This is a genomic window from Methylomicrobium sp. Wu6 (assembly GCF_035916875.1).
In the GTDB taxonomy this organism is placed as follows: Bacteria; Pseudomonadota; Gammaproteobacteria; order Methylococcales; family Methylomonadaceae; genus Methylomicrobium.
This window is the reverse complement of the sequence record NZ_JAXUHN010000081.1, coordinates 102,008-122,763: the sequence shown is the minus strand read 5'-3', so window position 1 is coordinate 122,763 and position 20,756 is coordinate 102,008. Positions and strand designations below refer to the sequence as shown.

14 protein-coding genes are annotated in these 20,756 nt (G+C 50.2%); 6 read left to right on the top strand and 8 right to left on the bottom strand.

The genetic code is table 11. The annotated features are described in order from the left end of the window. The first annotated feature begins 157 nt into the window (after window positions 1–157). Both U2W12_RS12395 and U2W12_RS12390 read left to right on the top strand, forming a co-directional pair. Complete coding sequence (locus U2W12_RS12395) at window positions 158–469, top strand: DUF5710 domain-containing protein (RefSeq protein WP_326500998.1); 312 nt, start codon at window positions 158–160, stop codon at window positions 467–469. 424 nt (window positions 470–893) lie between these two features. Further along, window positions 894–2,840, top strand: coding sequence for a HEAT repeat domain-containing protein (locus U2W12_RS12390; protein WP_326500997.1), 1,947 nt, complete (start codon window positions 894–896; stop codon window positions 2,838–2,840). A 327-nt stretch (window positions 2,841–3,167) separates the two neighbouring features. On the opposite strand, the gene U2W12_RS12385 is transcribed toward U2W12_RS12390, so the two are convergent. From U2W12_RS12385 to glgB, 4 genes are all read right to left on the bottom strand, one after another. Continuing rightward, window positions 3,168–4,763 carry a phospholipase D-like domain-containing protein gene (locus tag U2W12_RS12385; protein WP_326500996.1) on the bottom strand — a complete coding sequence of 532 codons (1,596 nt, stop codon included), beginning with the start codon at window positions 4,761–4,763 and terminating at the stop codon, window positions 3,168–3,170. Between the two features lie 78 nt (window positions 4,764–4,841). Continuing rightward, complete coding sequence (locus U2W12_RS12380) at window positions 4,842–6,347, bottom strand: endonuclease/exonuclease/phosphatase family protein (protein ID WP_326500995.1); 1,506 nt, start codon at window positions 6,345–6,347, stop codon at window positions 4,842–4,844. 160 nt (window positions 6,348–6,507) lie between these two features. Beyond that, entirely contained in the window at window positions 6,508–7,941 is a 1,434-nt protein-coding gene (glgA, locus tag U2W12_RS12375; RefSeq protein WP_326500994.1) for a glycogen synthase GlgA, read from the bottom strand. Window positions 7,942–7,948: 7 nt separating this feature from the next. Continuing rightward, window positions 7,949–10,078: a 1,4-alpha-glucan branching protein GlgB gene (gene glgB / locus U2W12_RS12370; protein ID WP_326501003.1), complete on the bottom strand. Its 2,130-nt coding sequence runs from the start codon at window positions 10,076–10,078 to the stop codon at window positions 7,949–7,951. A 377-nt stretch (window positions 10,079–10,455) separates the two neighbouring features. Here glgB and glgC point away from each other — a divergent pair, with 377 nt between their 5' ends. Next, window positions 10,456–11,715 carry a glucose-1-phosphate adenylyltransferase gene (gene glgC, locus U2W12_RS12365; RefSeq protein WP_326500993.1) on the top strand — a complete coding sequence of 420 codons (1,260 nt, stop codon included), beginning with the start codon at window positions 10,456–10,458 and terminating at the stop codon, window positions 11,713–11,715. A gap of 580 nt (window positions 11,716–12,295) precedes the next feature. Beyond that, window positions 12,296–13,780: a 4-alpha-glucanotransferase gene (gene malQ, locus U2W12_RS12360; protein ID WP_326500992.1), complete on the top strand. Its 1,485-nt coding sequence runs from the start codon at window positions 12,296–12,298 to the stop codon at window positions 13,778–13,780. Between the two features lie 54 nt (window positions 13,781–13,834). Here the strand turns inward: malQ and U2W12_RS12355 are convergent, their stop codons facing one another. The 4 genes from U2W12_RS12355 to U2W12_RS12340 form a co-directional block, all read right to left on the bottom strand. Further along, on the bottom strand, window positions 13,835–14,704 hold the full coding sequence (locus tag U2W12_RS12355) for a quinoprotein dehydrogenase-associated putative ABC transporter substrate-binding protein (protein ID WP_326500991.1): 870 nt from the start codon (window positions 14,702–14,704) through the stop codon (window positions 13,835–13,837). A gap of 146 nt (window positions 14,705–14,850) precedes the next feature. Continuing rightward, window positions 14,851–16,689, bottom strand: a complete 1,839-nt coding sequence (locus U2W12_RS12350; protein WP_326500990.1) for a methanol/ethanol family PQQ-dependent dehydrogenase — start codon at window positions 16,687–16,689, stop codon at window positions 14,851–14,853. A 282-nt stretch (window positions 16,690–16,971) separates the two neighbouring features. Continuing rightward, window positions 16,972–17,697, bottom strand: a complete 726-nt coding sequence (gene lpxH / locus U2W12_RS12345; protein WP_326501002.1) for a UDP-2,3-diacylglucosamine diphosphatase — start codon at window positions 17,695–17,697, stop codon at window positions 16,972–16,974. 80 nt (window positions 17,698–17,777) lie between these two features. Next, window positions 17,778–18,287 (bottom strand): peptidylprolyl isomerase, encoded by a 510-nt coding sequence (locus tag U2W12_RS12340; RefSeq protein ID WP_326500989.1) that lies wholly within the window; start codon window positions 18,285–18,287, stop codon window positions 17,778–17,780. Window positions 18,288–18,498: 211 nt separating this feature from the next. Here U2W12_RS12340 and cysS point away from each other — a divergent pair, with 211 nt between their 5' ends. Then, window positions 18,499–19,908, top strand: a complete 1,410-nt coding sequence (gene cysS, locus U2W12_RS12335) for a cysteine--tRNA ligase (RefSeq protein ID WP_326500988.1) — start codon at window positions 18,499–18,501, stop codon at window positions 19,906–19,908. Between the two features lie 160 nt (window positions 19,909–20,068). After that, on the top strand, window positions 20,069–20,698 hold the full coding sequence (fchA, locus tag U2W12_RS12330) for a methenyltetrahydrofolate cyclohydrolase (protein ID WP_326500987.1): 630 nt from the start codon (window positions 20,069–20,071) through the stop codon (window positions 20,696–20,698). The last annotated feature ends 58 nt before the right edge of the window (window positions 20,699–20,756 follow it).

Sequence of the window (20,756 nt, the reverse complement as noted above, 5' to 3'; positions counted from 1 at the left end):
CTTTAGGCAAGCATTTACAGGTCTAAGTGCTTCGCGAGAAGTTCGTTTGCAACCTGTGAATAGCAAATCAATGACTTAGAGAGCTCAAGAAATGCCAATGAACTTGTTGCTATTCACTTATAACTCACAGAATTCAGCATTCTACTCACGATATATAATGAAATACTCAAAAATCTATCTTCATGTACCCTATACGCAGAAGGATGCAGCAAAAGCGCTCGGTGCGAGGTGGGATCCGGCCAATAAGAAATGGTATGTCCCAGCCAATATAGACATTACGCCTTTTGCAAAATGGCAATCAGCAACTGTCACTGCGGAATTATCCTCTACAACCACAAATAAACCCAAAGTGCATACTCCATACGCCAAAAATAGCCCTTCAGCTAAAAATGAAAATGTCGATGCCATCACCTATTCAACAATTAAAGACTTTGTTGCCTATAATGGCGATCAGCCGCCATGGGAATAAATCTTGTCCGTACAAAATGACATTGAAAAATAGAATGTAATTCATAAGGTTATAGAAAACACTAATATAGACACCCCAAAAATTCAAAAAAATGGCGAAAGACTATGGCCGCTATGGGCCGTAACATTTTTTTCAATCATCATCGAGTGCTATCAGCTAAGAGCCGCCTGTCGTACAATAAGTAAATATTCCTGTCGGGCAAATAATAAGTTAGGGCTTTCGAGAAAAAATAGCGTTTTTTGGTTATAAAATGGTAATCATGAATAAAATATTCAAACTATATAACCATTTATAGGCGGCAAAAATAGGAATGTCGGCATTTTTATTTTAGCCATTGAAATAATTGTATCGCCAATTTGATAAAAGCAATTCATAACGGTTCTCTAGATGTGTTGCATTTCAAATCTAACCCACCTATTATAAAATGTTTATATTAGTTATGAAAAAAATACTATTCTTTATTTTTCCAATGAGTCTTTTACTGGTAAATTATATTGTTCTAGCTGAACAAGATCAACGCTGTTTTAATCGTACTTCTAGGTCTGTAAATCGGTGTTTGCCAGGAGAGAAGGAAGGCAAAGAAAAAATAAGAGGCAGTACAATAAAAGTATTAGCCAAGGCACAAGAAAAAAATTCAGTTTCCAATGCCGATCATGCTGAAAAATATTATGGAAAAAATTTACGCAATAATAATAAGGACGTATTGCAGCTATTGCAACGACTGGCCGAGAGAGGAGCGATTTCCAGTATTATTCCTCTTTTGCAAGATAGCGAACCCTATGTGCGTGTTGCAGCAATAGAAGTATTAGAAAAATTAGGCGAAAAACAGGCAATTCCCAGCATTATTCCTCTTTTAAAAGATACGGACAGTTCAGTAAGGAATAAAGCAATACAAGTATTGGTGCAATTTCGCGCAAAGGAAGCGATTCCCGGGATTATTCCTCTTTTAAATGAAAAAGATAGCAAGGTGCGTGTTAACACAATGGCGGCATTATTGCAATTGGAAGCAAAAGAAGCAATTCCAGATATCATCCCTCTTTTAAAAGATAATGATAGTAATGTACGCATGAATGCTATGAATACATTATTGGAGTTTCGAGCAAGAGAGGCGATTCCCAGTATTACGGATCTTTTGAAAGATAACGATAGCAATATACGTATTCGAGCAATAGAAGTACTGAGCTTGCTACAAGGAAAAGAGGCGTTTCCTGGAATTATTGCCCTTTTGCAAGACAAGGACGATAATGTGCGTTTGAGCGCAATAAAAGCATTGCAGGATTTAGACATAAAAGCCGCAGCGCCTAATATTCTTATTCTTTTGCAAGATAGCAATGCAATGATCCGTTCCACTGCGATAAGCCTGTTATGCAAAGTAAAGGAAAAAGAAGCAATTCCTAGTATTACCGCCCTTTTGCAAGATAGTAATTCTGACGTACGTAGTAACGCAATATCTGCATTAGAAGACCTGCAGGGAGAAGAAGCTGTTCCAAGTATTATTCCGCTTTTGAATGACAATGTTGGTCGTGTGCGCCTTCGAGTGATAAATTCGTTATCACGATTACAAGAAAAAGAATTAGCGCCTCGTATTGTTTCTCTGTTGCATGATAATGATGATCGGGTGCGAATCCGGGCAATGGAATTATTGATAGAATTACAAGAAGAAAATGAGGTAATTCCTAAAAATGAAGCGATTTCTAAAATTATACCTCTTTTGCAAGACAACGATAAAAATATACGTCATACGGCGGTCACTACATTAAAGGAATTGCAAGCAAAAGAAGCGATTCCCAGTATTATTCCGCTATTGAGAGATAGCGATTATGATATACGCGTAGCAGCGATAGAGGCAGTAGCAAAATTACAAGTAAAGGAAGCAATCCCAACTCTTGACTTTTTTTTAAAAGATAAAGAGCCTAATATACGCATTGCTGCAATGGACGCATTGATAGAATTACAAGGAAAAGAGGCAATCCATCATATTGCTCCTCTTTTAAAAGATGAAGTAATTGATGTGCGCAATGCCGCGAAGGAAAGATTGTCACAGTTACAGAATCCATTATTAACGGCTTTGATTAATTCAACTACTACCATGTTAATGGCGATATGTCCCATTTTGGCGTTTTTGCCATTGTTTCTAACTGGGAAAAAGTTTTTTGTAAGTATCTCGGTTTTTATCGCCTCTATATTTTTGTTTCGTATTTTTGCTAATAGTTCTCCTGGCAATCCACATCTTGGAGAAGGATCAATGTGGGTAGAAATATACCAAATTGCGGTATTATCTGTTTTTGCAATCTCAATGTTTTTTAAATTAACATGGTATGCCGTAGTAAATTTGTTTAAACAGTCGCCCGACACCAATAGGATAGTATAATACCTGAATCCGTGATCACTTTATGAAAACTCTTTGTAAAACAGATGGATAGATACAAATTGCATTCACCCAAAATGAGTCTCAATTGGAATCTAACTATTTGAAATACAAAAAAATATGAAATCAGAGCACGGATTCAGGTAATAGTAAAAACTCAATAAAAATCCTGATGAGCTCGTTGGTGAAATAAGAAACACCGCAAGAGCGCAAAAGCCAGCAAAAACAAAAGTACATTTCCCCAGTGCTATTAACTTAGCTGCATCTAATCAAGGAAGGTTACTGGACGTTTGAATTCAATCGGACAGTTTTTATATCTTGGTGCTGCTATCAATAAAACACCCTGAAAGATCGCTGTATCTCATCGAATTCGTATAAGTAGGGTCCGGCCACCTCGCGGTTATTCGCAATCACGATCAAATCGTGCGAGAAAACCGATGTGTTGTACCAGTTGAAGCTGCCTTCGATCACGATTGCATCGTCGATCACGCAATATTTCGAATGGATCGGTGAGTAGGGAACTTTATGATCATCCTGGCCATAAACCAGGCCGACCGGAATGCCGGCGTTCTTCAAGCGTTGCACCGCCGGCAACAACGGTCGGCCGAGCTCTTCGGACATGCTGCGTTCGACGCCGATGCGGCCCTCGCGCGCCAGGTGGCCGTTGAACAGGATATGCACATAGACCCCGCGGTGATGCGCATTGATCAGCGCATCGACCACGCTGTCGTGATGGTCGCCCTGCATGTCGCCGATCAGAAACAGGCTGCACTTGATCGAATGGCGCGCGCGGTTGATTTCGGCCAGGATCGCAATATGCGGCTTGTAATAGCGGCCATTCAGCATCATGTGACGGCCGAAGGTGTAGAGCAGGTTGAAATGACTGAACGGGTCGATACCGTATTTTTGAATCACGCCGCCGCGCTGGCTCTGGAACACGTTGTCGAGCAGCCGGCACACGCCGCGCGAATGGAAAGTCATCCCCGATTCCCAGTTCGCCCACCAGCGGTCGAAGGTGATGTTGAACGAACCTATGATGCAGTCTTCATCGTTGAAGATCACGAATTTGGTGTGCATGTCCGGTTCGACTTCGATCAGGTGATGCTTGGTCGTACAGAACACGCCGACCAATTCGATGCCGGAGCGTTTCAGACGGGCATAGTTCTGGCTGTTGGTCAGCGTCATCTTGCGCCAGTCCACGATACATTGGACGCAGACACCTTGATGGTGAGCATGGATCAGATGCGTGATGAAGTCGCTGTCGTCGATGCAATCGACGCTGACCTTGATCGTGCACAAACGGCCCGGATTCTCGTATTTGCTACGGATCACCTTATCGATGTGATCGTGGATGAATCGCTTCGGATGATATGGGTGATAGAGCAGGCCTTTGGTAAACTTCGGCGTCAGATTGAGCGATTCGAAATGGTGATTGTACCAATCGACATCGCTTTGCAATTCGCCCACGTTTAGTTCATGGGTGCGATAGGCATTCTGGGTCGCCCATTCCGAGGTGATTTGCCGGTGTTTCGGCTGATCATCCTGCAATTGATGGCCGTCCATAAAGATGTAATCGTTTTGCGAAGCGATCGAGTGCTCGTCGAGATGAACGATGAATGAAAATTTAATGCAGTTGATAGGGCCGAAATTGCTCGATTGCGGATGGATGTAAAAATCGCGCGTCCGCCGTTTGTGACGGTCCCAGTGAATGTCGTAAGGATCGGTATCGACGATATAGGTCTCGCGGACGTTGTGTTCGCGATACACTTTCAGGATCACTTTGATATTGGCTTGCACGCCGTAATGCACGTCGAACTCGATCTTACCCCAGCGAATATAAAACTTGTCGCCGAAGTCGTTTACGCGCGCAAAAAAGCCTCCGAGGTCTCCATGAACTGGCATGGCGTAATGCTCAGCAATTTGCATCAAGGTTCTCCATCAATCTATCAAGTCGGTGACTGCTGTAGTTTGGCATTGGTTTTTTCAGTACTCGGGAAATTTACCTTATTGGGGTTCGAAAGTCATCAGATAGCCGTAATGATCGGATACCTGGCCGTAATCCTCGGGCGTAAACAGTACTTGGCCGGAGGTTACGGACAGACGGCTGTCTTTGCTCATGAAGATATAATCGATGCGGTAGTCGTCGGCCAGATAGTTCCTCCAGTACGGATCGTTGACCCGGAAGATTTTTTCGAACGCGTTGTGCGCATTTGCAGCCAGAAACTGGTCTTCGTATTCCTTTGTGTCGATTACATGGCGGTAGCCCTTGGAACCCGCGGCAATGTTGAAATCGCCGCAGAGTAGGGTGCTTATGACCTGTTTGTTCTGTTTACTCCCTGCCCATTCGCGTAGCCGGTTGAACTGGTTTTGAAAACCGTCTTCCCACCAGCTCAAATGCGCCGAAAAAATATTCAGCAGCCCGATGTGGGGCGCTTCGATTTGCGCCATCACGACTTTGCGCGCATGAATGTTGTAAGGGTCGTCACTGTCCGAAACATAACGCGATTCCTGATGCCGCAACGGGAAGCGGCTCAAGATCGCGACGCCTTCGCGGTATTTGTCGAAGCCCAGATGCGACCAATCGGTATATAAATGATACGGCTTTTTGAGCCGGCTATTAATGATGTTCGCGGAATTGGTCGGCCAGTCGCCGCGGCCGTCGTTCCAGAGTTCCGCGACTTCCTGGAAGCAGACCACGTCGATGTCGAGTTCATCGATCGCCTTGGCGATCTCGGAAAACTTCGCATCCTGATTATCTTCCTGGTAGCAATGCAGGTTCAGGATCAGAATCTTCAGCGGCTTGCGGCTCGCCGCATAATTGTTGCCGTGGTTGTTGTCCGAGAAAATCCGCCCTTGGCTTTCGACGGTTACCGAATAGTGCAGGCGGAACGCATCGGCGGTCTTCAGCCAGCCTTTCCAGATCTGGGTGCCGTATTGATTCGGGTTGCGGGCGTTGCTTTGTAATTCCTTATCCCAATAGGTCCGTTTGAAATGACAAGCGGTTTGATGGGTATGGCGCCAATTGTCCGTCGTCCAGTGTACGGTGACTTTTTCGGCGGCCAGTGACTGTTCTACCGCGACCGTGACCGGCGTGTATTTCCGGCTCTCGGGCATTTCGCCGCTGAAACCTACGACTTGCACCGGTTGGCGGCTTGGCACGTCGATGCCGGAGTCGGCCTGGCTAGTATAATTCCAGCCGTTATTATTGTCCCAATATTCGGCTTCCTCGGCACGGTAGCGCAACGAAAAGATAATATTGCCGGGCAGCGACTTTGCGGTACTCAGTTGGAACTGGATGTGCGCCTGCCAATATTCCCGGTTCGGTGCAAGCTTGCTGTGAAAGTGGGCGGGCAGCGTATGCCAGATGCCGTCTTCGCCCGCCCAGAGCACGTCGATCCGCTTGTGATAGCCCAGGTTTTCGACGGCGATGAAAAACGCCAAATGCTGCTGTACGCCGCGTTTTTTACGGGTAATTACGTTCTCGACGTATTGCAGTTGGATTTCATTCATGTGTTATGATCAGGGGGATGCCCATTAAAAGGGAATGAGAAATATCGAAGGGTACGCATATATGCCCTAGAGAGTGTGGCGTACTCTTCGATAATGTCCTCTGCACTGCAAAGGTTGAAGGCGGCGTTACCTCACTGGGCGTGGGAACGATTGCACTTCGTTATAGACTTTGATACAAACCCAGATATTGTTTGGCGCTCTGTTCCCAGGAAAAATCTTTGTTCATGCCATTGGTCTGCATCTGTTTCCAGGCTTTACTGTTGCCGTACAAAATCGTAGCGCGCTTGACCGCTTCGAGTAACGAACCCGCCGTGGCTTCGTCGAAAACAATGCCAGTCGCGGAATTGTCGTTGAGTGTTTGCGGCACTGCGTCGACGACCGTATCTGCCAGGCCTCCGGTCCGTCTGACCAGGGGCAGGGTACCGTAACGTTGACTGTACATCTGATTCAAACCGCAGGGTTCGAAGCGCGACGGCATCAAAAACACATCCGAACCGGCCTCGATCAGATGCGCGAGTGATTCATCATAGCCGATCGTGACTGCGATTTTCTCGGGATACAGATGCGCGTAATTCATCAGCTTCCGTTCCATGCTTTTTTCGCCGCTACCGAGCAGCACGACCTGCAAAGGCATCTCCATGATTTCGGGCAATGAATCCAGGATCATGTCGATGCCTTTTTGTTCGACCAAACGCCCGATCAGGCCGAAAAGCGGAATCTGATCGGTGACCGGCAGCGAGAAGCGTTTCTGCAATTCGGTTTTGTTCGTCTTCTTCGCAGTCAACGTTTCCACGGTGTAGTTGCGCGCGATCAAGGAGTCGCTCTCAGGGTTCCATTGTTGCAGATCGATGCCGTTTAGGATGCCGCTCAGCACATGGTTGCGATGGCTCAACAGACCTTCGAGACCGTAACCGAACTCCGGCGTCTGGATTTCGAGCGCATAGGTCGGACTCACCGTGGTGATCCAGTCGCTATAGACCAAGCCGCCCTTAATGAATGACAATAAACTATGAAATTCGAGTCCTTCCGGGTTCAACAACTGCCCTGGCAGGTTCAACGTCATTGCGGTATCGGCAGGAAACAGGCCCTGATAAGCCAGATTGTGGATCGTAAACACGGTCTTCGGGCGGTCGTGCTCGAGCGACAAAAACGCCGGCACCAGCGCGCTTTGCCAGTCGTTGCAATGCACGACATCGGGTCTCCAATCCTGATGGATCCGATCCATCGCGAGTTCGACTGCGACCCGGCAAAACAGCGCAAAACGTTCGGCGTTGTTCGGCCAGGCATCGCCCTTCTCATCGACATAAGGGTTGCCCGGATAATTGAAAAAGGTTGGATAATCGACCATCCAGACCAAAATGTTGCTTTCCGGCATCCGCGTTTCGAGAATATTCACATTGCGGTTATCGATGCGCAACGAGCAGACGAAGCGCACATTGCCGAATGTTTTAAGCGCCTGATAATTAGGGATCAAAATACGGATGTCTTGGGACAATTCCGCCAAGGCTTTGGGCAAACTACCGGATACATCGGCGAGGCCGCCCGTTTTGATTAATGGGTGCGCCTCGCTGGTTACGAAGAGGATCTTTTTCATGGGCCGATTATTGCTTTAGAATCAGTGCGCCTAACGGAGGCAGGGTTAAAGTGACCGAGTGCGGCAGATTCATCCAGGGGGTCGGCTCCGACATCACGGCGGCATTGCCCGTATTGCTGCCGTCATAATATTGCGAATCGGAATTGAAGATTTCGGTATAAACGCCTTCGGTCGGCACACCAATCCGGTAATGCTCGCGCGGTACCGGCGTAAAGTTCAATACGATCACTAGGTCTTCCAGTTCGCTCTTGCGGCGATAACTGATGATCGATTGCTGAATGTCATGGCAGTCGATCCATTCGAAGCCCTGATGTTCGAAGTCGTGCTTGAACAATGCCGGATGGATCTTGTATAGACGGTTCAAATCCTTGACCAGGGTTTGCAAGCCGCGGTGATGCGCATAATCGAGCACATACCAATCCAACGCTCGGCTTACGCTCCATTCGGTGCCCTGACCGAATTCGCAGCCCATGAACAGCAGCTTCTTGCCCGGATAGGTGAACATGAAGGTCAACAGCAGACGTAAGTTCGCGAAGCGCTGCCATTCGTCGCCGGGCATTTTGTTGACTAGCGCACCCTTGCCGTGCACGACCTCGTCATGCGAGAAAGGAAGTACGAAGTTTTCGGTAAACGCGTACAACAGGCCAAAGGTTAATTGATCGTGGTGATGCATCCTGTGGATCGGGTCCTTGCTCATGTAGGAGAGCACGTCATGCATCCAGCCCATGTTCCATTTCATCGAGAAACCGAGACCGCCGGCCCAGGTCGGGCGGGTTACCTGCGGCCACGCAGTCGACTCTTCGGCCATCATCACCGTGCCAGGATGTTGCTGATGGGTTACCGCATTCAGTTCGCGCAGAAAATCGATCGCCTCCAGATTTTCGTTGCCGCCGTACATGTTCGGAATCCAGTCGTTATGTTCGCGCGAATAATCCAGATACAGCATCGATGCGACCGCATCGACGCGCAAGCCGTCGAGATGGAACTCCTCAAGCCAGTAAACCGCGCTCGCCAGCAGGAAATTTTTGACTTCGTTGCGGCCGTAGTTGTAGATCAGCGTGCCCCAGTCGCGGTGCTCGCCCTTGCGCGGATCTTCATGTTCGTACAGCGCGCTACCGTCGAAACGGGCCAAAGCAAAGCTGTCTTTCGGAAAATGCGCGGGGACCCAATCCAATATGATGCCAATGTCGTTCTGGTGGCAGGTATCGACGAAGAAACGGAAGTCGTCAGGCGAACCGTGCCGACTGGTCGGCGCGAAATAACCGGTGGTCTGATAGCCCCAGGACAAATCGAGCGGATGCTCGGTGATTGGCAGCAACTCGATATGCGTGAAGCCCAACTGCTTCACATAATCGACCAGTTGTACGGCCAATTGACGATAGCTCAGGAAATTGCCCTGATTGTCGCGGCGCCAGGAGCCCAGATGCACTTCATAAATGGACATCGGTTCATGCATCCAGTTATGATTCGCACGCTGCATCATCCACTGATGATCCTTCCATTGGTAGGATTTTTCCTTGATCACGATCGACGAGGTATTCGGGCGGAATTCAAAATATTGCCCGTAAGGATCGGTTTTAACCAGAATCTCGTTGCTTTGGCGATTCAGAATTTCGAATTTGTACAGGCTGCCGGCCTTTAGCTCGGGGATGAAAATCTCCCAGACTCCACTGCCGCCCAAGGATCGCATCGGATGGCAACGTCCGTCCCAGCGGTTGAAATCGCCGACCACACTAACCCTGCCCGCATTCGGCGCCCATACCGCAAATTGTACGCCACTGATGCCGTCGACCTGATGCAGGTGCGCGCCGAGTTTCTGATAAATATGCCAATGCCTGCCTTCGCCAAACAAATGCAGATCGAATTCGGGCGTTTGAGTGCCGAAATCGTAGGCATCGAAACTTTCATGACTGTAGCCGTTTTTGTCTTTCCAGGCCAGTCGGTAATGTGCGGGCAGATCGTCTTCTTTCGATTGATAGACGAAGAAATCGGAACCGGGAATTCGTTCAAACGCTTTGCCGTTATGACTGAATTGGACCGATTCGGCATACGGCATGAATACCTTCACTTCGATGCCGCCGTTCCTCCGGTGGCGGCCCAGAATCGAAAAGGGGTCGTGATGGCGGGCGTTCGCGATTTTTAAATGCTCCTCATCGAGCGTCGGATAGCTATCCGTTTTGGTTTTGGTCTTCGGAGCGGCGGCTGTCTGCGGTTTTGATGAGGTGCTGTTTTCTGTGACAGTTTGAGCGGCGGACGCGGGTGATTTGGGCGAGGATGATGCTGTCTGATGTGGCGGCAATGTTTCTTTAACATCCTGTTTTTCCAGGGATTTACTTGGCTCGGGCTCCGCGCTCGATGGCGCCGGATCGATCTGAGTCTTCAGTGCATCGGTGTCTTGTTGAGCTTTCGAACGTTTTGTCACTGGATTTCGCCTCAATTAGAGTAAAATAAATTTGCAGTGAATGTTACCAAACACGACAATAGATGTGAATCTATATCTATGAGGAGAATGCAATGCCAGACCATTTAGTGAGTCATTTAACACGTAATACCATCGCATTAATTTTGGCGGGAGGTCGGGGTTCACGATTGATGAACATGACGGACTGGCGTGCGAAACCGGCGGTGCCTTTTGGTGGCAAGTTTAGAATCATTGATTTTCCATTATCCAATTGCGTCAATTCAGGCATCCGCAAAATCGGGATTCTGACGCAATACAAAGCCGATTCACTGATCCGGCACTTGCAATTGGGCTGGGGCTTTCTGACTGGGGAATTCGGCGAATATGTGCATATCATGCCCGCCCAGCAACGCCATAGCGAAGATTCCTGGTATAAGGGGACCGCTGATGCGGTGTTCCAGAACATCGACATCTTGCGCGCGCGCAATCCCGACTACATTCTGGTTTTGGCTGGCGATCACATTTATAAGATGGATTACGCGGCGATGATCGCGGATCATGTCGCCCGCAACGCCGATCTGACGATAGGCTGTCTCGAAGTTTCCTTGAAAGAAGCGACCGCGTTCGGCGTAATGGGTGTCGATGAAAACCGTAGGGTGCGCGCGTTCGTCGAAAAACCGGCCAATCCGCCGGTGATGCCGGGCCGGACCGACACCGCGCTCGCGTCGATGGGCATCTATGTGTTCAATGCACGCTTCCTGTTCGAACAGTTGATCAAGGATGCCGACACCCCGGGCACCAGCCACGATTTCGGCAAGGATATCATTCCCTCGGTGATCGACAAATATCTGGTCAATGCGTATCCGTTCCTGGACATGCAGAGCGGCCTGCAAAGCTATTGGCGGGATGTTGGCACGATCGACGCCTATTTCGAAGCGAATATGGAATTGATCGGCGTCAAACCCGATTTAAACCTGTACGATCAGTCCTGGCCGATCTGGACCTATCAGGATCAAACGCCGCCGGCCAAATTCGTATTCGACGATGACAATCGGCGGGGCTATGCGGTCGATTCGATGATATCTGGCGGCTGCATCATTTCCGGAGCTTCGGTCCGTCATTCCTTGTTGTTCTCGAATGTTCGCGTCAATTCTTTTTCGACGCTCGAAAACTGCATCGTGCTGCCGCAAGCGAATATCGGTCGCCACTGCAGAATCAAACGCGCGATAATCGAAAAGGGCTGCGAGATTCCGGAAGGCACCGTGATCGGCGAAAATCTGGCCGAAGATGCGAAGAAATACCATGTCAGCCCTGGTGGCATCGTCCTGGTCACGCCGGATATGCTCGGCCAAAAGCTGCATTTCGTTAGATAAACAGCCCATGGAAGGCGCTGTCGCCGTCAAATACACACAGGCTTGCCCTGCCGTATTTGGCGGCGGCGATGACTTTAAAATAGTGCCTTTACAAATCTGACCGCCTTCAAAGTCAAGCAGTTAATAGTGAATCGCCAATTTCCCCTAAGTTGGCGATCAAAATTCCTTGAAATCGGTGTCGAATTATTGTCTAATCTAGCCCGTTTAAAAAGCGCTCCAAAATAACGATTCATTCCAAAAGCTACGGGGCTCTTTAATTGCGCGGCTTTCACAAAAACCCATTCGCGCGCTCTTTCAAACGATTATCGCGATCTTTTCAGCAGACGATCGGAGCAGAGCAGGTTTCTGCTTTTTGCTTTGGCTACCCAACACCCATTCAGTTTTTTGCACCGCGACAAATGGATCACGGCACTACCACTTCAGACTTTTTCACGCCTACGGCAAAGAGGTTCAATGCCAGCGGATTTTCAGCACGATGCTTCCTCGTCATTAATAACCCCCACTTTGTAGACAGGTATCGCCAACCTGAGATTGGCGCAGAACCATTCAAATTTTTGAACTTATTGCTTGGATTTACCGCTTGAATAATGTACTGAATCAACGGCGTGCAGGCGTACTTCTGCATATTACTTCTTTGCCGGGGCATGATCGGCAAGGCGATCTGGGCCAAAATGCGTATTATTTTGTTGATTTTCTGCAAAACACCGGCGTCTCGGTATGGCAAACCTTGCCGCTAGGCATGCCCCATGCCGATGGCTCGCCTTATCAATGCCTATCCGCACATGCCGGCAACCCGGAGCTGATCAACCTTGATCAATTGGTGCAATCGGGCTGGCTGAATTTTTCAGACCACGGCCCCGCGATCCGCGAATCGCGCGAATTCAACAAAAGCGATCTGATCGCACAAGCCTATTACGGCTTTCTGGATCGCGCCAACGCCAAAGATCAGGAAGATTTTGCTCTATTTTGCAAAACCAAGGAGTTCTGGCTTGACGATTTTGCGTTGTTTATTGTGCTCAGAAATGAATTCGGCGGCCAAGGCTGGAATCATTGGCCCGAACGTTACAAGGAACGGGAGCCGAAAGCGTTGAAGGAAATGCGCCGGCGTTTAAAACGAGAAATCGATTGTATCAAATTCGAGCAATATGTGTTTTATCGACAATGGATGAGCTTGAAGCATTATGCGAACCAGAAAGGCGTTTTGTTGTTCGGCGATGTGCCGATCTTTGTCGCTTATGACAGCGCGGACGTCTGGGCCAACCGCGATGTATTCAAACTGAATGATTCGGGCGAGATGATGGTCGTCGCTGGGGTGCCTCCGGATTACTTTTCAGCGAACGGACAGCGCTGGGGCAATCCTCATTACGATTGGGAGGCGCTGCAAAAAAACGGTTTTGATTGGTGGATCAAGCGCATGTCTTCGCAACTGGAACAGTTCGACATTCTGCGAGTCGATCACTTCCGAGGGTTTGAGGCGGCGTGGGAAATCCCATCGAATGAAGACACCGCGATCAATGGGGTTTGGGTACAAGCACCCGGCAAGGAACTTCTACAGGCGATCAACGATCATTTCGGCCCGATAGCGCTGGTGGCCGAGGATTTGGGCGTGATCACCCGCGAAGTCGAGGCGCTTAGGGATGAGTTCGAACTACCGGGCATGAAGATCCTGCATTTTGCGTTCGGCGGCAATGAGGACAATCCTTATCTGCCGATTCACTTCACCCGGAACTGCGTCGTTTATACCGGCACGCACGATAATGATACGACATTAGGCTGGGTGCATAAACTCAGCCATCAGCAAAAGCATTATGTTTACGACTATCTCGGTTTTCCGTCGATCCCGTTGCATTGGGCGCTAATGCAGGCCGCGCTGAGTTCGGTTGCGAATCTCGCGGTGCTTCCAATGCAGGACATTCTGGAACTCGATACCGAGGACAGGATGAATACGCCCGGCACGACTGTCGGCAACTGGAAATGGCGCTTTCAGTGGAATCAATTGACCGATGAGAGAGCCGGAAGACTGGCGCATATGGTTGCGCTGTTCGATCGAAAACGCACGGGCTAGAATTTCCATGTCATAGACCAGCCAAGTTTTTAAAACCTGGCTGGTTTGAGATTATCAATCATCATCCTTCGGCTTCGCCGCCTTTTTAATCTCGGTCAACGGAATATGATAGCTTTCAATAATCCGTCTGATTTGATCCCGGTTCTCCGCGATCAATTTGTTTAGCATTTGCTGCCGCGCCTTATCGCCGTTCCTGACGCCCATCGCCATCGCGAATTCAAACGGGATGCCAGGCGTCGATTGCATTGGAATCATCGCATAGCCGTTCTTAGGGCCCTGCGAAACGATGTAGCCGGCGATCGGTCCCCAGACAATCACCATATTGATTTTTTTCGCTTTTAAATCCTTGTCGAGCTGCATCGCCACATTATTGTCTTCATCGCCGGACATCGATTGATAAGGAATGCCTTGCTCCAGCAACCCATATTTTTGCAGCCAGGCGGTTCCCGGTCCGCGATCGAACATTGCGATTTTCAACGCGTCCTGCTTTTCGATCGGAAGATCGACCAACTGCCGAGCATCTTTGATGTCGTCAAAGCCGCGGCCTTTCGCGATTAGCAGTACATAGGTCGATTGATAATAAGGCTCCGTGGTCAAGGCCATATCGGAATCGGCGGGGAGGTTCATCACTACATCGCATTTGAATTCCTTGCTGTCCACGGCTTTCTCATCGACCGACGCATTCAAGGTATTACGGATGAAACCGATGCGTTGCGGAAACCAGGTATATTCGACTTCCTGCCCCAGCTTTTTCGCAAACAATTCGGCTATCTTGTTCTCGAAGCCGTCTTGTTTTTGAGTCGAATAGGGCGGATTCAACGGATCGGCGCAGACCTTGAATTTTTCTCCTGCATGGAGCGCCGTGGCGGCTCCTGCCAACATGGCGCCGATCAGTACTCGATGAAGGGTGTATTTTGCCCGCATGAATGTTTCCTCCAATGAAAGGTGGTTAGGGGGAGTGCCGATTAAACAGGGAAGGCGCGATGGCCTTCTCGCCAAATAGAGTGAACAAAAAAGCCCTGACTGATAAATCAGCCAGGGCTTTATATTCAACCTAAAAAACCGTTGGATTAATTAGGCAATGCAAACACAGTCAAGGTGCCGCCCAGCTTGGTGAACGAGCTTAGGCTTCTGTATGCGCCGACCGCGCCCAGACCTTCGGTTTCACCTTCAAGGCCTGCGGCAATACCGATACCAGCCCAGCCGCCGATACCCGAGAGTACGCCGACATATTGCTTGCCGTTATAGCTCCAGGTGTTGACGTTGCCGATGATGCCGGAAGGTGTCTTGAATTTGTACAATTCCTGACCGGTCTTCGCATCGACTGCTTTCAGGTAGCCTTCCAGGGTGCCGTAGAATACGACGCCGCCGGCGGTTGCGAGGGAGCCCGACCAAACAGAGAATTGTTCTTTGTTTGACCATACGATCTTGCCGGTCTTCGCGTCAAAAGCGGTGAACTGACCCAGATTGGTGGAACCGTCCGGTTGGCCGGTCATTACGTCCGCGGCGGCTGGCATCATGGACAAAGTCGCGCCGACATACGGTTGGCCCGCGGTGTAAGAAACTTCGAATGGTTCGTAGTCCATGCACAGGTGGTTGCCGGAAATGTAGAACAGGCCGGTTTGCGGAGAGTAAGAAACCGGTTGTTGGTTCTTGGAACCCAGTGCCGCGGGGCAAACGCCTTGTGTGTTGACGTCTTCACCGTTTTGCTCGGTGCTGTACTTCGAAACGACTTGCGGACGGCCGGTGTTCATGTCGACATGAGTCGCCCAGTTGACCGACTTATCGAATTTTTCGGCAACCAACAGTTCGCCGGTTTCACGGTCCAGGGTGTAGCCGAAGCCGTTACGGTCGAAATGCACGATAGTCTTGTGCTGCTTGCCTTTGACTTCCTGGTCAACCAATACGGTTTCGTTGATGCCGTCGTAGTCCCATTCGTCGTGTGGAGTCATTTGGTAAACCCATTTAACGGCTCCAGTGTCAGCGTCACGCGCCCACAATGACATCGACCATTTGTTGTCGCCAGGACGTTGTTTAGGATTCCAGGTGGATGGGTTGCCTGAGCCGTAATAAATCAGGTTCAATTTCGGATCGTAGCTGGTCCAGCCCCAGGTGGTGCCGCCGCCGATTTTCCATTGGTCGCCTTCCCAAGTGCTCAGGCTGGAGTTTTCGCCAACGGGAGCCACTTTGCCGTCTTTCCAGGTGGTGGTTTTCTTCGGATCGATCAGGGTGTCGGCGTCAGGACCCATGCTGTAGCCTTTCCACGCCAACTGGCCGGTCTTGATGTCATAAGCTGCCAGGAAGCCGCGAACACCGAACTCGCCGCCGGAAATACCAGTCAGGACTTTGTCTTTAACAACCAATGGAGAAGCCGTGTTGGTCATACCCAGTTTCGGGTCGCCGTTTTGTACGCTCCATACGCGTTTACCGGTTTTAGCGTCCAACGCGGTCAATACGGTGTCGGATTGTTGCAGGAAGATTTTGCCGTCGCCGTATGCCAAGCCTCGGTTAACGGTGTCGCAGCACATTACAGGAACGGTGACGTCCGCGTCTTGGGTCGGGGTGTATTCCCAAATGACCGATTGGGTTTTTTGATCAATCGCGAAAACGGTGTTAGGGAATGGAGTGTGGATGTAAAGCGTGTCGTTGATGACCAGTGGACCGCCTTCATGACCACGCAGAACGCCGGTAGAAAAAGACCAGGCAGGTTGCAGGTTCTTTACATTGCTGGAGGTGATTTGATCCAGTGTGCTGTAACGTGTGCCTGCGTAGTTGCCGCCCCACATAGACCAGTTAGCAGGGTTTTGCGAAAGTTTTTCAAGATCGCTGTTCGCTGTAGCAATTGCAGGCGCGGCCAGAATTGCAGCCACACTGGAAGCTAACAGCCAACTTTTAAAAGGCTTCTTCATATTTTTCTCTCCTGGTATTTTGCTGTGCCGCAAAATACTGATTATTTATTTTTGACTAATATTAGTTTTTGGGTGAATTATTGTTTTTCTGAGGGTCAAAAACAGGCTCACTCCAGATGCGTAGATTCAAGGATTTTGCCCAAAAAGTCAATATCAAAAAGGCTAAAGGGCGCATCATCAAAGGCGAAATCGCAAAAAAATTATAATGTTGCGATTTTGTGACAGGTTTATTTTTGCATACTTTTTGCTCGATTCTATTGGGTTGGGGGCTTTCGCTACCGGTCAAATAGTTTCGAATCGATATTCATGGGGCGTCCAGCATAGTGCTTGGCCGACCTCCTTGGTCCAGGAGGCCAGCACGAATCGCCGGGCAGAATGACCGTCAATCTGAAAATCATGCACATTCGGACGGTGCGTATGGCCATGGATCAGGTGCAGACAGCCGTGATCCTTCATCGCCTGGATCACTGTCTCCTGATTAACGTCCATAATATCCTGACTTTTTTTGCGCTTGTGCCAAAAACTCCGCAAGCGGTACCAGCGCGCTGCCAAGAGACGCAGCAGCAACGGTTTGTTCAATACCGACTGCATCCATTCCTGCGTATGCGATTTGGCGCGGAAAGCCTGATAAGGCAGGTCATCGGTGCAAAGTAGATCGCCGTGCGTAAGCAGTGTCGGGACGCCGTAAAGGTCGATTACCTCGAAATCACCGAGCAGCATCACGCCGGTTTCCCGGCAAAAACGTTCGCCGAGCAGAAAATCACGGTTGCCCGGTTGCAGGTACACCTTCGTGCCCGCATCGGTAAGTTTTTTGAGTTGACATTTAATTTTACCGTTCGGCGGCGTCGGGTCATCATCGCCTATCCAGGCGTCGAACAAATCGCCGAGAATATACAGCGCCTCGGCTCCCGCCGCGCGGTTTTCCAGAAAATTGAGAAAACGGCGGGTGATTTCGGGTTTATCGAGCGAGAGATGGAGATCGGAAATGAATAGGATCATAAAACGCAGGCGCAAGGCTCGAAACGCAAAGGTAAAAAAAAGCAAAAGGCAAAAAAATTTTTTTCGCCTTTCGCCTTTTGCCTGGTGTTTTATTTAACCACTTCCGCCTTTTCGATCACGATGTCGGTCTTAGGCACGTCTTGATGCGGGCCGCGGTTGCCGGTCGCTTGTTCGGCCATCTTGTCAACCACGTCCATGCCTTCGACGACTTCGCCGAATACCGCATAACCCCAGCCGCTTGGCGTCGGACTGGTGTGGTTCAGGAAGGTATTGTCCGCATAGTTGATGAAGAATTGCGCGGTCGCCGAATTCGGATCATTCGTGCGCGCCATCGCGATGCTGCCGCGTTTGTTCGGCAGGCCGTTGTCCGCTTCGTTCTTGATCGGCGCGTCGGTCGCTTTTTGCTGGAATTGGCTGTCAAAGCCGCCGCCTTGCGCCATGAAGCCCTTGATCACGCGATGAAAGATCGTGCCGTTGTAAAAGCCCTTGTTCACATAAGCGAGAAAGTTTTGCGATGAAACCGGGGCTTTGACCGGATCCAGTTGAATCACGATGGCGCCAAGAGAAGTGGTCAGTTTGACTTTCGGGGTATCAGACATTTTGTTTTCCGTTGCGAATGAAAGTGTTGAATGTAAAACGAGTATCAGACTCAGAAAGGCGATGCGCATAATTTTTTCCTTGGCTAAGATACAAAGACGATAAGTTTATGTGTTTTCACCTTGAAAGAGAAGCGGGCGCTTGGTAAATTGTACCGTTTTGCAGACGAGCGGCTCAATTTTTTCGCTCTATAGATAACGGTATCCTCGGTTCATGTTGAAAATCTACAACACCCTGACGCGTCAAAAAGAAACCTTCAAGTCGCGCAGCGAAGGCAAGGTCGGCATGTATGTCTGCGGCATGACCGTTTACGACTATTGCCATATCGGCCATGCGAGGGTGATGGTCGTGTTCGATACGGTCGCGCGCTATTTTCGCCACCTGGGCTACGAGCTGACCTATGTGCGCAACATCACCGACATCGACGACAAGATTATCCAGCGCGCGAACGACAACGGCGAGGACTTCAACCAATTGACCGCGCGCTTCATCGACGCGATGCACGAAGACGAGCGCGCGCTGGCGGTGTTGCCGCCGGACATCGAGCCGCGCGCGACGCAATCGATCGCCTCGATCATCGCGATGATCGAAACCTTGCTCGCGAAAGGCTATGCCTATGTCGGCGCCAACGGCGACGTGTTCTACGCGGTCGAAAAATTCAACAATTACGGCAGCCTGTCCGGCAAGAAGCTGGAAGACCTGCAGGCCGGCGAGCGGGTCGATGTCGATGTGGCCAAGCAGAATCCGTTCGACTTCGTGCTTTGGAAGATGGCCAAGGCGAACGAACCGTCCTGGCCTTCCCCATGGGGCGACGGCCGCCCTGGCTGGCATATCGAGTGCTCGGCGATGTCGACCTGCTGTCTCGGTAATCACTTCGACATTCACGGCGGCGGTATGGACTTGCAGTTTCCGCATCACGAAAACGAAATTGCACAGTCCGAAGGCGCGACCGGCGAGAAGTTCGTGAACCTGTGGATGCACAACGGTTTCGTGCGCGTGAATGAGGAAAAGATGTCCAAGTCGCTCGGTAATTTCTTCACCGTGCGCGAAGTGTTGAAGCAATACCGGCCCGAAATCATCCGCTTCTTCATCCTGTCGAGCCATTACCGCAGCCCGCTCAATTATTCGGACGAGCAACTGAACGAGGCGGCGACCGCATTGAACCGGCTTTACACCGCCCTGCGCGGGATCGCCATTCCTGATGCGCCGGTGCTCGCCGACTACCAAAGCCGCTTCGAGCAGGCGATGGATGACGACTTCAATACCCCGGTTGCGGTCTCGGTGTTGTTTGATCTTTCTCGGGAGTTGAACAAAAACAAGAGTAGCAATTCCGAACAGGCAGGGCAGCTGGCTGCGGGTCTGAGGAAACTAGGCGGATTGTTGGGTCTATTGCAAGCCGATCCGGAGATCTGGCTAAAAGGCGAGGTGGTTGGTGCGTCGGGCGATCAAGCCGCAGCAGGCGGCCATTCCGAAGAGGCGATCAATCAGCAGATCCAGGCCCGCCTGGACGCCAAAAAAGCCAAGAACTGGGCGCTGGCCGATCAAATCCGCAATCAACTGAAAGATCAAGGAATCATCCTCGAAGATGCGCCGAACGGCACAACCAGTTGGCGGCGCAGCTAGGTTGGCTTCATTTGTAGGGTACGCACCGCGTACCTTTTTTGACACCAATCCGGCAGCCGTTCCGCATGAGCAAACCACCCGACTTTTAGAAAAATGGTACGCGGTGCGTACCCTACAGCTCCATTATCGTCTTTTTTAAATCCAGCAACTTCCCCCTCCAATGACCGAAATCAAAGACCAATCCCTGCAAATTTTTTTTGACGAACTGGCCAGCAAGGCGCCGACACCGGGCGGCGGCGGCGCGGCGGCGGTGATGGGGGCGCAATCGGCCGCCTTGACCAGCATGGTCTGCAATCTGACGATCGGCAAGCCCAAATACGCCGAAGTCGAGGCGGACATGCAGTCCTTGCTCGAAAAATCCGAAGCCTTGCGCGCAAGGCTGACTGACATGATCAAGGCCGATGTCTATGTCTTCAATCGGCTGATGGCGACCTACGGCCTGCCGAAAGACACCGACGAACAAAAAACCGAGCGCTCTGCGGCGATCCAGGAAGCCTTGAAGGAAGCGACCGAAGTCCCCTTGGCCTGCGCTAAAGCCTGCCGCGAAGCGATTGACCTGAGCCGGATCGCGGCCGAAAAAGGCAATCTCGGCGTGATCAGTGACGCCGGTGTCGCGGCAATGGCGGGTTATGGCGCATTGAAAAGCGCGGCGTTGAATGTCTATATCAACGCCGGCAGCCTGAAAGACCGCGATTTTGCGGAGGCCAAACTGGCCGAATTGGTATCGTTATTGCGCGGCGCGGAAGCCGAAGCCGAGGCAATCTATCAAATCGTAAAAGCCAAGTTATAAGGCGATCTCAACAGGTTTGCCTGCCGCGATCTTGGTATCGCGGCAAAACGAGTGCAAT